Annotated in this window: 13 protein-coding genes and 1 pseudogene; 8 read left to right on the plus strand and 6 right to left on the minus strand. The window is 61.5% G+C overall.

Annotation, left to right across the window (positions count from 1 at the left end; translation table 11 throughout):
- Positions 1-231 precede the first annotated feature (231 nt).
- The 4 genes from NKJ09_RS32550 to NKJ09_RS27725 all read left to right on the plus strand — a co-directional run bounded on the left by NKJ09_RS32550 (position 232) and on the right by NKJ09_RS27725 (position 6,401).
- The gene (locus NKJ09_RS32550; protein WP_352496269.1) at positions 232-801 is read left to right on the plus strand and encodes a 4'-phosphopantetheinyl transferase family protein; all 570 of its coding nucleotides are present in this window, start codon (positions 232-234) and stop codon (positions 799-801) included.
- Positions 802-1,100: 299 nt separating this feature from the next.
- A complete protein-coding gene (locus NKJ09_RS27715; RefSeq protein ID WP_352496270.1) occupies positions 1,101-2,129 on the plus strand; it encodes a TubC N-terminal docking domain-related protein in 1,029 nt (342 codons plus the stop codon).
- A 39-nt stretch (positions 2,130-2,168) separates the two neighbouring features.
- The gene (locus NKJ09_RS27720) at positions 2,169-5,144 is read left to right on the plus strand and encodes an amino acid adenylation domain-containing protein (protein WP_352496271.1); all 2,976 of its coding nucleotides are present in this window, start codon (positions 2,169-2,171) and stop codon (positions 5,142-5,144) included.
- A 78-nt stretch (positions 5,145-5,222) separates the two neighbouring features.
- Positions 5,223-6,401, plus strand: a complete 1,179-nt coding sequence (locus NKJ09_RS27725; protein ID WP_352496272.1) for an acyl-CoA dehydrogenase family protein — start codon at positions 5,223-5,225, stop codon at positions 6,399-6,401.
- A gap of 2 nt (positions 6,402-6,403) precedes the next feature.
- Here the strand turns inward: NKJ09_RS27725 and NKJ09_RS32555 are convergent.
- A pseudogene (locus tag NKJ09_RS32555) lies at positions 6,404-6,707 on the minus strand (hypothetical protein); the annotation flags it as partial.
- Between NKJ09_RS32555 and NKJ09_RS27735 the strand changes: the two are divergent.
- The 3 genes from NKJ09_RS27735 to NKJ09_RS27745 all read left to right on the plus strand — a co-directional run bounded on the left by NKJ09_RS27735 (position 6,628) and on the right by NKJ09_RS27745 (position 9,095).
- On the plus strand, positions 6,628-6,960 hold the full coding sequence (locus NKJ09_RS27735; protein WP_352496297.1) for a hypothetical protein: 333 nt from the start codon (positions 6,628-6,630) through the stop codon (positions 6,958-6,960). The pseudogene NKJ09_RS32555 and the gene NKJ09_RS27735 sit on opposite strands and share 80 nt — an antisense overlap.
- Complete coding sequence (locus NKJ09_RS27740) at positions 6,935-7,681, plus strand: hypothetical protein (RefSeq protein ID WP_352496273.1); 747 nt, start codon at positions 6,935-6,937, stop codon at positions 7,679-7,681. Before NKJ09_RS27735 ends, NKJ09_RS27740 begins: the two co-directional genes overlap by 26 nt.
- Positions 7,682-7,964: 283 nt before the next feature.
- On the plus strand, positions 7,965-9,095 hold the full coding sequence (locus NKJ09_RS27745; protein WP_352496274.1) for an acyltransferase family protein: 1,131 nt from the start codon (positions 7,965-7,967) through the stop codon (positions 9,093-9,095).
- Between the two features lie 28 nt (positions 9,096-9,123).
- On the opposite strand, the gene NKJ09_RS27750 is transcribed toward NKJ09_RS27745, so the two are convergent.
- Positions 9,124-9,396 carry a hypothetical protein gene (locus NKJ09_RS27750; RefSeq protein WP_352516135.1) on the minus strand — a complete coding sequence of 91 codons (273 nt, stop codon included), beginning with the start codon at positions 9,394-9,396 and terminating at the stop codon, positions 9,124-9,126.
- Positions 9,397-9,570: 174 nt separating this feature from the next.
- On the opposite strand from NKJ09_RS27750, the gene NKJ09_RS27755 reads away from it, so the two are divergent.
- The gene (locus NKJ09_RS27755) at positions 9,571-9,753 is read left to right on the plus strand and encodes a hypothetical protein (protein WP_352496275.1); all 183 of its coding nucleotides are present in this window, start codon (positions 9,571-9,573) and stop codon (positions 9,751-9,753) included.
- A gap of 136 nt (positions 9,754-9,889) precedes the next feature.
- Here NKJ09_RS27755 and NKJ09_RS27760 read toward each other — a convergent pair whose 3' ends face one another.
- The 4 genes from NKJ09_RS27760 to NKJ09_RS27775 all read right to left on the minus strand — a co-directional run bounded on the left by NKJ09_RS27760 (position 9,890) and on the right by NKJ09_RS27775 (position 13,572).
- Entirely contained in the window at positions 9,890-10,165 is a 276-nt protein-coding gene (locus tag NKJ09_RS27760) for a hypothetical protein (RefSeq protein ID WP_352496276.1), read from the minus strand.
- Positions 10,166-10,247: 82 nt separating this feature from the next.
- Positions 10,248-11,585 carry a lipopolysaccharide biosynthesis protein gene (locus tag NKJ09_RS27765; RefSeq protein WP_352496277.1) on the minus strand — a complete coding sequence of 446 codons (1,338 nt, stop codon included), beginning with the start codon at positions 11,583-11,585 and terminating at the stop codon, positions 10,248-10,250.
- Positions 11,576-12,856, minus strand: a complete 1,281-nt coding sequence (locus tag NKJ09_RS27770; protein ID WP_352496278.1) for a glycosyltransferase family 4 protein — start codon at positions 12,854-12,856, stop codon at positions 11,576-11,578. The genes NKJ09_RS27765 and NKJ09_RS27770 overlap by 10 nt, the downstream gene beginning before the upstream one ends.
- Before the next feature lie 14 nt (positions 12,857-12,870).
- Positions 12,871-13,572 (minus strand): hypothetical protein, encoded by a 702-nt coding sequence (locus tag NKJ09_RS27775; RefSeq protein ID WP_352496279.1) that lies wholly within the window; start codon positions 13,570-13,572, stop codon positions 12,871-12,873.
- Between the last annotated feature and the right edge of the window lie 27 nt (positions 13,573-13,599).

The following is a 13,599-nucleotide window of genomic DNA, read 5'->3' on the forward strand; positions in this document are numbered from 1 at the left end:
TTTTCTGGCGCGGGCGGGGACGATCGCCATGGCGCATTGGGCGCGAGCCGGAATTTTCATGCTGTCTCGACTCGGCCGGGACATCGATTAATTCGACCCGTCAGATTCGGCGTCAGTCAGCCTCTTGTGGAGCCGGCACCGCCTCCTTCAAACTTTTTGGATAAAGTCGAGCTGAGACCCGGGATCATAATGCCGGTTCTCGAGAATGATAATTTGGAGGTCCTGGCATTCATGCTCGATGCGGAGCAGAACGTCATCCGCGCGATAGGCGTTTGCCTCAACGAAGAGGAACGTCGGCGCGCCGAGGGGTTGAGACTGGAGCGGGACCGCCTCCGCTTTGTCGCTACCCGTGGGCAGCTGCGCCGGGTCCTCGCTTCCAAACTGGGAATCTCGCCGTCCGACGTCGAACTAGAATATGGACGCCTAGGCAAACCCCACCTCTCGCACCGCATGCCTGCTCGCGATTTGCGCTTCAGCGTCTCACGATCCGGAGATGTCGCGGTCGTCGCCCTCTCGACCAGGCAGGAGGTCGGGGTGGACATCGAGGCAGTTCTCCCTGTGCCCGAAGCGGACGAGATCGCAGCGCTCTGCTTTTCCGCCTCCGAGTATGGGTCCTACACCGCCCTTGGTCCGCAAGACCGGCTGCAAGGCTTCCTCCGGCGCTGGACCCGGCTGGAGGCTATCTCTAAGGCCCTGGGGTGCGGCTTAGGACAGCCCCTTTCTTGGGATGAAAGGGATTGGGCTGTGCGTAGGTTCATACCGAAGCCTGGGTACATCGGGACCGTGGTAGTCTGGAATTGAGTGGTAGTCCGGAATTGAAGTGTCCGCGATGCCATCATTCACTTACGATGCACTGCGGATAAACGAGGAGCTCAACCAATTCCATTGGACTGCACGCAAGTTCATTCGAACCGCACTTGTTCCCACACTTCGCGGTGGGGCGTAGTCGAGAACACGGGACAGCGCTTCACTGACATGTCCCGGGCGTACGGAGAAAGAGGCGGCAGTTTCATCGATGAAACCGTCGTGCTGGAGGAGCTGGGACGCGGGAACCACTTTGGCTCCGTCGTGAATCATGAAGAAAGTGATCGGAAGGCCCTATGTCGGCGGACGTGATGCAGTTCCCGGAGCTTCTCGCAGATCTCGCGGTCAAGGACATCAAGGTCTGGGTAGAGGGTGACCGGCTGCGGTGCAACGCCCCAGCTGGCGCATTGACGGCCGAGTTTCGCGACCAGTTGCGGGACCGGAAGGGCGAGATCATCGCGTTTCTGAATATGGCCACGGCGGCGGCCCGGCAACAGCCTGCAATCATTCCCCTGCAGTCTCGCGGAACACGCACGCCCATTTACGCCGTACCCGGGCATATCGGGGCGCCCTTCTCATTCTCGGACCTGTCGAAGCACCTGGGCGGCGATCAACCGTTTTATGCACTCCAACCGTCTGGCTTCGATGGGCAGAGCGAGCCGATGGACTGCGTCGAAGATATCGCCGAGTACTTCGCCCGCCAGATCGTCGAATATCAGCCCACCGGTCCGTACATCATCGCCGGTTACTGCTCCGGCGCTGCAACCGCTTTCGAACTGGCGAAAATCCTGGGTCAACGCGGAGCGGAGATCCCATGCATAGCGCTCTTTGGCCCTCTTCACCCCACCACCTATAAGGAATTGCCGCGTCTGGTGTATTTCTTTGCCAAGCGCAGCGCCCATTCGTTCCTGCGAGAGATGGCGAAGCTGCCGACATTCGGCGCCCGTCTCCGATATTTCGGCAGTCGCCTCCGGAATCTCAGCGAGCGCGTCCGCGCCCTCGTGACCCTCGTTCGCAAAAGCAAAGAGCCTGTCACGACAGATCCGGTGCTGGCGAGCAGAGCTCGACTCAAATCCACGGCGATCACGGCTTTGCGGCGGTACATTCCCACTCCGTATTCGGGTCGAGTATGCATATTCCTTCCGAACAAGGCCTGGCTGCGATCGGGTGCCGCACCTCACCGATGGCTTCGAGTGGTGCCCCATGCCGAATTTTATTTCGGGCCCGAGGACTGCAACGATCCCCTTATGCTGGAGGAACCGGACGCACCTGCCATCGCAGAGCTTTATCGCCAGGCAACCCAAAAAGCTGAACGATTGACGTGATTTGATTTTTTGATTTCCGCGAGATGGGGAGCGTATCTCATGAATGAAGTCCTACCTATCGCGGCGGAGGGCATAGCGCTTCCCCTGCTGAAAGATGCCGATCATCAGGCGCTGGTTGTCGGGTACAACGCCACTGCAGCGCCTTACCCGTCGGACAGGACGATCATCGATCTCTTCCGCGACCAGGCGACGAGTAGTCCTGACGCTGAAGCGATCCGCTTCGGCGATGCAACGCTGACGTACCAGCAGCTCAACGAACGCTCCAACCAGATGGCCACGCATCTGAGCTCGACCGGCGTGGGGCCGGGTCAAATTGCCGTTGTGTTCATGGAGCACTCCATTGAAGTCGTCGTCGCGATCTTAGGCGTCCTGAAGTCCGGCGCAGCCTATGTACCGGTGGATGCGGCAACGCCGAAGGGGCGTCTGGCAACAATCCTGAAGGACATTGCCAACGGGACCGACGGGCGGGCGCCGGTGGCGATCACTCAGGCGCGCCTGCAATCCGTCATTTCCCCGAACCTTGCCGACATTTTCGTGCTCGACGCCGATTTCGGGTCGATTTTGAATCAGCCGGACTCGGCCCGACCGTCCGCTGCCACTCCGGACGGCGCCGCCTATATCATCTTCACCTCCGGCTCGACCGGCACGCCCAAGGGCGTCGTGATCGAGCACCGGAACCTGATGAACTATATCTGGTGGGCCGCTCGGGTGTACAGTTCCGGCGAACGTCTCGCATGGCCCCTTTTCTCATCCCTCGCCTTCGACCTGACCGTCACGACGCTCTTCACGCCACTCATCACCGGCGGCCGCATCGTGGTCTATCTTGGTGATCCCGGAGTCCAGAGCATGGTCGTGCTCAAGGTCATCGACGACAATGCCGTCGATATCATGAAGCTGACGCCGGCGCATCTCGCGATGATCCGCGACCGCAATCTTGAGACCACAAGGCTGCGCAAGTTCATCGTGGGTGGTGAGGACTTCAAAACCGAGTTGGCTCGCGATATCACGAAAGCCATCCCCCATCGTATCGAGATCTACAACGAGTACGGGCCAACCGAAGCCACTGTTGGCTGCATGATTCACCGTTTCGACATCGACCGGGATCAATCCGCATCGGTGTCGATCGGCGTTCCGGCCGCCAATGCGGGCATCTACGTCCTCAACAAGGCACATCAACCCACCGCCCCTGGCATCATCGGTGAGATGTTCATTGCCGGCGACGGTCTCGCGAGAGGCTATTTCAATCGCCCTGACCTGACCGACGAGCGTTTCCTCACGGCCACGGATCCCCGAGATGGGTTTTCGAAGCTGCGGCTGTACAAGACGGGCGATCTTGCCCGCTGGAACTCGGAAGGGCGCCTGGACTTTCTCGGCCGCGCCGATCATCAGGTGAAGGTTGGTGGCGCGCGTGTCGAGCTGGGCGAGATCGAAGCGCGGCTTCTGAAGCACCCGCACGTTCAGGAGTGCGCTGTCGCTGCCATCGCCACCTCGGTGGCGAAACCAGCGACACATGTGCGTTATTGCGAACGGTGCGGTGTTGAGTCCGGCCTGCCTGGCACGACATTCGATGCGGCAGGCGTCTGCAATCTATGCCGGGCCTTCGACACCTATGTCGACAAGGCGCAGACCTATTTCAAGACATCGGATGACCTCCAGGTTCTCATCGCGGAGATGCGGGGTAACAAGAAGGGACCTTACGACTGCATCGTGCTGTTGAGCGGCGGCAAAGACAGCAGTTTTATGCTGTGCAAGCTCGTCGCCATGGGGGTGAAGCCGCTTACCTTCACCCTCGACAACGGTTTCATTTCGGAAGGAGCCAAGGCCAATATCAGGCGGCTCGTGAACTCCCTCGGCGTGGATCACCACTGGGGAAGCACGCCGCATATGAACGAGATCTTCGTCGACAGCCTGAAACGGTTCGCGAACGTCTGCAACGGCTGCTTCAAGACGATCTACACCCTGGCCACGAACGTCGCCCGCGAGCGAGGGATCGGGTACATCGTGACGGGGTTGTCCCGCGGCCAGTTCTTTGAGACGCGCCTGACCGAGGAGGTCTTCAAGCGGGACGACTACGATCCGGCCCGTCTGGACGCGCTCATCGCCGAGGCGCGCAAGGAGTATCACCGCCGCGAGGATGCTGTGTCGCGCTTTCTCGACGTGGATGCCTTCCGGAACGACTCATTATTCGAGGAAGTGAAGTTCATCGACTTCTACCGCTACTGGAGCGTCCCTCTGGAGGACATGCTCGACTTCCTGAAGACGCAGGCGGGATGGGATCGGCCTGCGGATACAGGACGCTCCACGAACTGCCTCATCAACGACGTCGGCATCTACGTTCATAAGAAGCAGCGGGGACATCACAATTACGCCCTTCCCTACAGCTGGGATGTGCGTCTCGGCCAGAAGACGCGCGATGAAGCCATTGACGAACTCAACGACGAGCTGGACGTACCCCGCATCAAGGAGATTATGGCCCAAATCGGCTATGTCGAACCGCCAGCGGCCGAAGACGGCATCGCACGACTTGTGGCCTACTATGTCACGTCGAAACCCCTGACCGTGGCGGACCTGCGCGCCCACCTCGCCGAAGAACTCTTGGAGTCCATGATTCCGACGCACTATGTTCGCCTCGAACGGATGCCGCTCACGTCCAACGGCAAGATCGACCGCTCCGCGCTTCCCGAGCCGACGGCGGAAAACATCCAGCCTGCACAAGACTTCGTCGCCCCCTCGACGGAGACCGAGAAGACGCTGGCCGCGCTGTGGTGCGATCTCCTAAAGGTCGAGTCGATCGGCCGTGACGACAACTTCTTCGGCCTGGGCGGGCACTCGCTCCTCGTGATGCGGGCGGTGTCGCGCATGCGGGAGACCTTCGGCGTCGACGTGCAGCTTCGCAACCTCTTCGAGCGCCCGACAGTGGCCGGACTGGCGGAAGTGATCGACGGAATGCTCTGGGTGGCCGATTCCAGTGCCCCTTCAGCCTCGGAAGGACCGAGGGAGGAAATCGAACTCTAGCTTACCGGAAGGCCTACGAATGGCCTTGGGGAACCAATCCGGACGGACGCTTTTGCGTTGGACGGCACAGGAGAGCGGATGAAGAGGATGGACAAAGCTTGGGTACCGGCGCGAGGACCGGGGCTGCCTTGGGCGGCGGGGGAGTATGAGCTCTTACGCGACCAGGTGCGCCGTTTCGTCGAGGAGGAGATCAAGCCCCGTGCGGATCGCTGGGAGGAGGACGGGTTCATTCCCCGCCCGATCCTGCGCCGCATGGGCGAACTCGGCTTCTTCGGTATCCGCTACCCGGCCGAGTATGGTGGTGCCGAGATGGACGCGGTCGCATCCACGATCTTCGCCGAGGAGCTCGGGCGTTCGACCTATGGCGGCGTCGCCATCGCGACGCTGGTCCATACCGACATGGCTTCCGTGCATGTCTTTCACGACGGGACCAAAGCCCAGCGGGCCCGCTGGATGCCGGGCATTATCAGCGGCGAGGTGATCACCGCGATCGCCATCACGGAACCGGATGCTGGCTCGGACGTGAAGGCCATCCGCACGCGCGCCCGCCGAGAGGGCGACTCTTACGTACTTGACGGCACGAAGCTCTACATCACGAACGGCGCCCACGCGGATCTCTACTGCGTCGCCGCCAAGACCGATCCCTCGGCAGGAAGCCACGGGATCACGATGTTCCTCGTCGCAAAGGGCACACCAGGCTTCAGCGTCGCCCGCGAGCTGGACAAGCACGGCTGGCGCTCCTCCGACACGGCGGAGCTCGTCTTCGACGGTTGCCGTATCCCCGCCGAGAACGTGCTCGGCGCGGAGGGACAGGGCTTCTACTCAATCATGCGCAACTTCCAGAACGAGCGCCTTGTCCTCGCCGGCATGGCGATAGGGGCGGCCGAGGCGGCGATCGATATGACCCTCGCCTGGGTGAAAGCTCGCCGCGCATTCGGGGGCGTCCTATGGGACATGCAGGCGATCCGTGAACGTCTCGCGATGCTCTCTGCGAAGGTGGAGGCAGGCCGCCAGTTTCTCTATGCCACCGCTTGGCGCATGGCGGCGGACGAAGATTGCCTGCGCGAAGTCTCGATGGTGAAGGCCATCTGCGGCGAACTCGTCAACGAGGTCGTGTATACGTGCGTGCAGTTCCATGGCGCTATGGGCCTCATGCGCGAGAGCCCGATCGAGCGCATAGCGCGTGACGCCCGCGTCCTATCCATCGGCGGCGGCGCGACGGAGGTGATGCTGGAGGTGGTCGCGTCGATGTCGTGAGCCTAATGCGGCAGTAAGGACATCGCTCTGGCGTGGCTGCGTGAAGGGCTCTTCGCACGGCGGGTATGGTTGGCTGAGGGGTCCTTCGGCTGTTCTTTTCCCCCGCCCGCTCTCAGGCGGCGGCGCTAGAGGAAAGTATAAGCGATCATGGCCATGAGCGCGTGTCGATGCAGACCCTGCCAGGAGCGGCCCTCGAAGTGGTCGAGGCCGAGGCGGCCCGTCGACAATGCGGATGCGAAGCGCCGCGAATCTGGCGGTCAACGAGCCTTTTGTTCCGGTGCACCAGCTCAGTTCCGTCCAGATCGCCACCACATCCGCGTCGCCCTCCAAACACGAGCTCAAGGATCATGGCCGCCATGGATTACATCTCGAGTCTGGAGCGGGGCGCGGTCGTTCGTGCGCGGGGCCGGCGGCAAAATCCAGCTTCATCGCGAAGGCCAAAACGAAGCCGCACATGCACCTCGATGCTGACGGCGAGCGTCCACCCCAGGACCAGGCCTTGAAGTCCATCAAGCTTCGCCCCTCCATTCTGCGTGAAGCCAAACAGCCCGGCGTATGACGGCTCTTTCAAGAAGGCCTATCGCATCGAGACCCAAGCCGACGCTCGGTTGCTCTGCGAGCAAGTGCTGGACGCGGTCGGGGAGGTGATTGTTCAGGAGTGGATCGAGGGGTCGAATGACTCCATCTACTTTTGCCTGTGCTACCTGCGCCCGGGTGCTTCGGTCGCCTTTACGGGCCGCAAAGGCCGTTCCTGGCCGCCTCAGATCGGCGTGACCGCCAGTTGCTGGGCGGCGCCGGAAGTCGCCGAGGAATTGGAGGATCTGACAATCCGCTTCTTCCGATCAATCGGTTTGACAAACGGAATCGCCAGCATGGAATTTAAGCGCGACCAGCGTGACGGCAGCTTTCGGTTTGTCGAGCCAACCGTTGGCCGGATCGATGGCCAGGTGGAGATCTCCGCCCTCTGTGGCGTCAATCTCTGTCATATCGGCTATTGCGACGCCGCCGGGCAGCCACACCCACCATTGATGCTTGATCCGACCCACGTCTGGCGCGATGAATTCAGGGATTTCATCTCGGCCCGGCTCCTTGGCGCCGGCTGTCTCTATCCACCGAGTTATCGGATTCATAGCGCCTACTGGCGCTGGGACGATCCAGGTCCGGCGCTGCTGGAGACAGCGCAAGCTGCGAAAGAAACGCTGCGCCGTGTGATCTGGCGCTCCGGCAAAACTGAACCGATTTCAACGTACCGGAAAGATCAACCAGGGTTGAGGTGCTGATTGTCTCAGCGTCATCTCTGCCATGGAGTGCACTTCACGGGGCTCTCGGTCGCGACTGGGTTGGACATCCGTCTGCCATTGAGGGGCTCCCGCAGCAGCGCAGCCATGTGCTCATTGGCCGAGTTTTGTCACTTCGCCCCGGGCGGTGTGTCATCCGGAAGGAGTGCCCACAAAGGGATAGTTGTGCCGGTGGCGGTGATGGGTCACGATAGCCTTGCTCGTCGACCCATGCTCGACCAGTTCGGGGCCGGATGGCGACCATCGAAAGTGAAAGCTACGCGCCATGGCCATGGATGCAGAATACAGCTCCGAGCCCGCCACTATGGTCAGGCCGAGAAATCATCACGTCCAGGCTTTACGCGGAATTGCCGCATCGCTTGTCGTCCTGAGCCATGCAATTGATGTTATCGTCGAGCATCGCATTCTTCCGGAGTGGTTTAGGCCTGTCGCGTTTAGTATTGGTGGACTTGGTGTGACGACATTTTTTGTCATCAGCGGGTTTGTCATGGTTACCATTTCTTATGGTGACTTTGGCAGCTTCTCAAAGTCCCTAGGTTTTGCCAAGCGCAGGCTCATCCGTATTGTGCCGACCTACTGGATCGCCACATTTGTCGCGTTCGCGCTGTATCAGATTGCTCCGCTCTCTCGAGAACCCTCTATAATTGAACTGGTTAAGTCGCTGACCTTTATTCCTTATCCGACTGGTCCCGGTATGGACATGCAGCCAGTACTCGGGCAAGGTTGGACGCTCAATTACGAGATGTTCTTTTATGCGTTATTCACTGTCGCCTTAATATTGCCTCGGCGCATTGGTTTGACTGGTGTGTTTCTAGTTTTTTGTGCTGTCGTCGCAGAGGGATCCTTGGTGAAGCCGTTTTCTAATAGTACACCGGCACAGACAGTATTCACGTTCTTCGCCGATCCGATAATCCTCCTGTTTGCGGCTGGTATGGCGATCGGCGTGCTGAAACACCACTTGGGGCGCCGCTTTGTTCTTCGCTATCCATTTTGGATCGCGGTGGCTCTACTTGTGGCCCAGATCCTTGTGAATATCGTTTTTCGGATCCCGTCGCGTCTGCCATTTCCGGAAGTCATTTCGATTTGGATAGCTGGCGCAGTGGCTGTTGCGGCGTGCGCGTTCGCCGCGCCCGTATCGGGTGGCAGGTTTGAAACCATTGCCGAGGCGCTGGGCGACGCATCATATAGCACGTATCTGTTCCACATTTTCTTGGTCGCGGGGCTAAAAATGGTGCTCCCGATCACGACAGTGACCGCCGTGTTCTTTGTACTGGCGGCGTTGCTGCTGTCAAACCTGTTCGGCCTTGTGTTCTATCGGACCATCGAGCGGCCGATCTCCGCATTGCTCCGAGGATCGCCGATCAGGCGGATGCCATTGCCTGCGCGGGTCGCCTGAATTGCCATCCGGTAGCTGCGCGGCTGGGTTAGTCGTGCGGCGTCAAGTCCGCAACCACATCGACAGATCGACCAATATCGTGGGTTCGTCCAGAGGCGGCAACGATCTCCCATGCTGTCGTGATGGAAACCGGGTTGAACATGCGGATCGCATCAGGACGATTGGCCCGTATCGGCTCGCATCTTGGCCAGTACGCCCAGCAGCCCTTTCCGCCCATGTCGGGTTCATCCACTGAATCAATCGATTTGGCCGCCCCGAACAGCATCCCATAGCAAGTCAATTTTCCAATCGACCAGGCCACGCAGCCCGTATGTCGCAATCAAACTCAAGGCCAGCCCTCCGATTAAGCCAGTGCAGGAGTATTCCGCAGTCACCAGAGAACGAATATCATGAAATTCACTTTGCCAACGGTAAATGGGATAGGTGAAATCCCCGAGCCCCCGGTCGATCCAGCGGAATGGCCCGATGCGGACGCATGGAGCACGGTCATGAGGCCGAGGAGCCCTACAAGCAAAGTGAACTCGGTCGCAACTGCTCGTTCGAAACCGAGCACCGGGTCATGTGCCGGCTGGCGCAGGAGAAGCGCGAGACTATGCCCGCGCAAGCCACGGCGGCGGTGGCCCAACTGAGCCTGGTGCCGCCGCTCAGGGCGAAGTAGCGCACAGCCATACACGAAAGTAAGGCTCAAATCCGCATATCGGCTGTGCCCTCCTTACCAGGGCGAGCCTGAAGATGGGCGCAAAAGCCGCCGTAATGCCAAGGCCCGCCGCCGGCAGAGATCTCTGCTGCGTCATTTATGCCAGAACAAGAGTGGTTGCGAGAAGTAAGGACTGCAATATCGTCGCGAGCGCGAAATGCGGCAGGATCCTGAGCAAACGGTTGGCCATGAAGGCGACGGGCCTCCCCGCATAAATCCGATCGGCCGCCTCGCTGATCACAAAGCCCGACAGGGCGAAGAAGACCAGAACGGCGATGTTCCCAAACTCACAGGGTAGCGGCGCCGTTGCGATGGGCTCTGGCACGAGATTGGCCAGGAAGTGCTGCAGAACCACGAAAATCGCGAGCAGCAATCGGAACGCGCCAAAATGCCCCTAACCAATCTTCAGCGCGCGATCCTGCGGTCGAAAACCTTGCGCCATGAGCGGTGTCTCCTCAAGTCTCAGATGGTGACGCAACAGACGGCCCTTCGTGCACAGGACCGCTGGCGGAATTCAGCTTCGTTGCGAAGGCCAAAACGAGGGCCGCACATGCACCCTCGATGCTTATGGCGAGCGTCCAGCCTAGGACCAGGCCTTGCAGTCCATCAAGCTTCGCCCCCGCGACCACGAAGCACAGTTCCAGTAATCCGCCAAGCATGAACCAGCGAGATGCTTTGCGCATCGTATCGCTCAGCCGCGCCAGCGTGCAGGCATGAAATTTGAGCGTTAATCCCAGCAGGCTAAAGCCGAGAAAGCGCAGGCTCGAACCGGCGATCTCAGGATAGGTCGGATTGAAGACCGCAAGGACCTCCTGCGAATAGGTGAAGACGAAGACGGCGCAGACCAGCGAGAAGAGCAATGACGCCATGAGCGACAAAAGGATGTTGTGTCTGGATTGTTTCGGGCTTGCTCTGATCACGGGGAACAGGGCCGTAGCCATGGCTGCGGGAATGATCGAGGCCATGAATACCACCATCCACAACGATACGAAGGCGGCATTGATGGCCGGCGACAGGAGAATTACCACAAGGTACGGCATGATGAGGCCCGGGGTCTGCAAGGCCACATCGAGCGTGTAGTGGTCAAAGACCTTGCGTCGAAGCGTATGCAGTAGCGGGAAATCGGGGGGCCCAACGAGGTGACGCGCGCCGCCGCGGGTCAAGAGATCGACGCCGATCCAGGACGCCAGCATACTGGCCACCCAGGTCAGAAGAATCGCGGCATTGGAGTCGTAGCCAGCGGCTGCGGCGGCGGCGATCAGCATCAGCTTGAACGTGGAAAACAGCACTTGCCGGATCATCCTGCCGGTGCTGCGCAAGTTGCCGACGAGCGCCTGGTCGACCACCGCACTGAGAACGGTCAGGCAGCAGCCGAGGACGAACGCAACGCCCACGAACCAACCGTCGATCGGCCCGGTCGATCTGTTGAGATACGCCTCCCCGAAGACAAACAACAAGGCGAAGCCAACCGCCAGCGCCACCCCGACGGACGCTGCCGCGGCCACGAGGCCGCGCTCCTTGCCCGGGTGCCGAACGATTTCGCCCATCAGCAGGGTCCCGAGCCCGCCCTCCCCCAGCAGGCCGACGAGCCCCATCACGGACAGGAGGGCAGAGGCCTTGCCAATCACCTCCGGCGGAAACAGCCGGGCGGCGAGCAACCAATAGATTAACCCAAGACCGGCCGCTGCCATCGTTCCGATCGCCAGAGCGCCGGAATTCGTGACGAGCGTGGCGTTCTTTTGAAGCGCCCGGCGCACGCGAACAATGGCCGTCCCGGCGAGGCCTACCGGCATGAAGGCTCTCCCGACCCTTGGTGCGCCGGCACCGCCGACCTGCTGGCGGCTGGGCGCAGGACGTCCCGGTAGACCTGCTCGATCCGGGTCACAACCGCTCCGGCCTTGAGGCGCCCCACCCTGGCGAGGCTTGTCGCCTCCAGGCGGGCAAGCAGGTTGCGGTCCTCCAGAAGTGTTTGCATCGCGTGGGCCAGGGCATGCGCATCACCAGGCGGCACGAGAAGCCCTGTTTCGCCATGATCGACGAGATCAGGCATGCCGCCGACGTCGGTTGCAACGACTGCCTTGCCGGACGCCATCGCTTCCATGATCACTGTCGCACAGGCTTCGGGCCCCAGCGATGGCAGCACGCCGAACAGTGAGCGCCGCCATGCATGCATGATGGCGGAATGCGGCCACATGCTGAAAACTCGAACGTTCGGCGGAAATTCGGTTGGCGTGTCGGCGACCCGGCGCCCGATCAGGACCAGCTGCGGCGCCCGCTCCAGGCCGGCATAGGCTTGCAGGAGAACGTCAATGCCTTTGAGGCGCATCATGTCACCGACGAACAGGATGAATCCATCCCCAGGTAGCTCCTCCCGCAGGCAGGGATCTTCCGGGCCAAGCACCCCGACATCGTCGGGCACGAAGTTGGGGATGACCTCGTAGGGGGCGCCGCCTTGGGTGAGTCCGGTGTGACGCGCCACCGCGTGGCTCACCGCGATGAAGCGGTCCACCACGCGCCGAGCGGCGAAGCTCGACGCCCAGTTGCTCAAAGTGGTCGCGGCTGCCTTGACGGCCCCGTAATGCCCAGTGGCGCAATGTAAGCATTTGGCCGGCGCTGGGCCACTGCAGAGATGGGCGCCCAAGTGCATGAAGTTCTTCTTGACGCAGACAAGGCCGTAATCGTGGAGCGTGACCACGAGGCGTGCCCCACTCAAAACTTTGAGCGGCAGGAAGGACGCGTAGATCCAGTTATGGGCGTGGACGATGTCCGGCCTCTCCTGGGTGACCAGCCGCTTCAGGGCCAGCACCAGTTCGGGATCCGCGAAGGGTGGTGCGTGGCGGCGCTCGGGATCGGTGTGGAGGCCTGACAGGCGCTGGAGCGTGCCGCGCAGGCGATGCACGCGGACCGTGCCGTCCAGCTCGGTTTCGGGCGATCCGGGATGCATCAAGGTCCCGACGCTGACATGATGGCCCCGCTGCGCCAACGCCGCGCCGAGATTGCGGACGTGCCGCTCCTCTCCCCCGATCACCGGCGGATAGAACTGCGACAGCAGCAGGATGCGCATGGTCGAGCCTCGTTTCAGATGCCCGGCACCAGCGTCGAAACGCTGCGATAGAGCCGGTTGTCTTCCGGTCGATAGAGCCGCGCCTCGGCCGTCTGGCGAGTTGCCAAGGCAGGCACCGGGATTTCCCGCGCCCAGGTGTCGCCCGGCGCGACGGCGATCGATCGGAAAACGGCGAACGGTTGCCCGTCCAGGGTGATTTCCACGTCGAATCGCTGAGGTTGAGTCTCGGCGCTCCTGATGCCGATGGTGATCCGGCCGGACTCGCCACTGGCCGAGGGCAACAACCAGAACGCGGTGTATTTGAACTCCCGGTAGGCCGCTTCGTCCCGGACGGCCAGCGCATAGGCTCCGGTCGCCACAAGCACCGCTAGCATGAGCGCGGCCCCCTGCCAGAGCCGGACCCCCGCCGGAGCCGGCCAGGCTGGCAGATCGGGAGTGTCGCGGCGGCCGGCCGCCACCAGTGCCGCGGCGGCCGTCACGGCCCAGAACCACACCGCCCAGCCGAGAGGCGTAAGGAAGCCTGCGGCGTTCAGGGCAAAGCCCCCGGCAATACCAGCGGCGAGGCTTGCTCCGACCGCATAGACGAAGTGTTGCAACGCGGAGGTGGTCCTGACGCCAATGGCCCGCAGCACCGTGTGGCCCGAGACGAGGAACACCATGGGCGCGCCCAGGGCAGTACGGAGGAGCAAGCTGTCGCTGACCGCAACGGCCGCCACCGCGGCCCCCGCCCACATGCACGCGGC

Source organism: Mesorhizobium sp. M0189, from assembly GCF_040322135.1.
Taxonomy (GTDB): domain Bacteria; phylum Pseudomonadota; class Alphaproteobacteria; order Rhizobiales; family Rhizobiaceae; genus Mesorhizobium.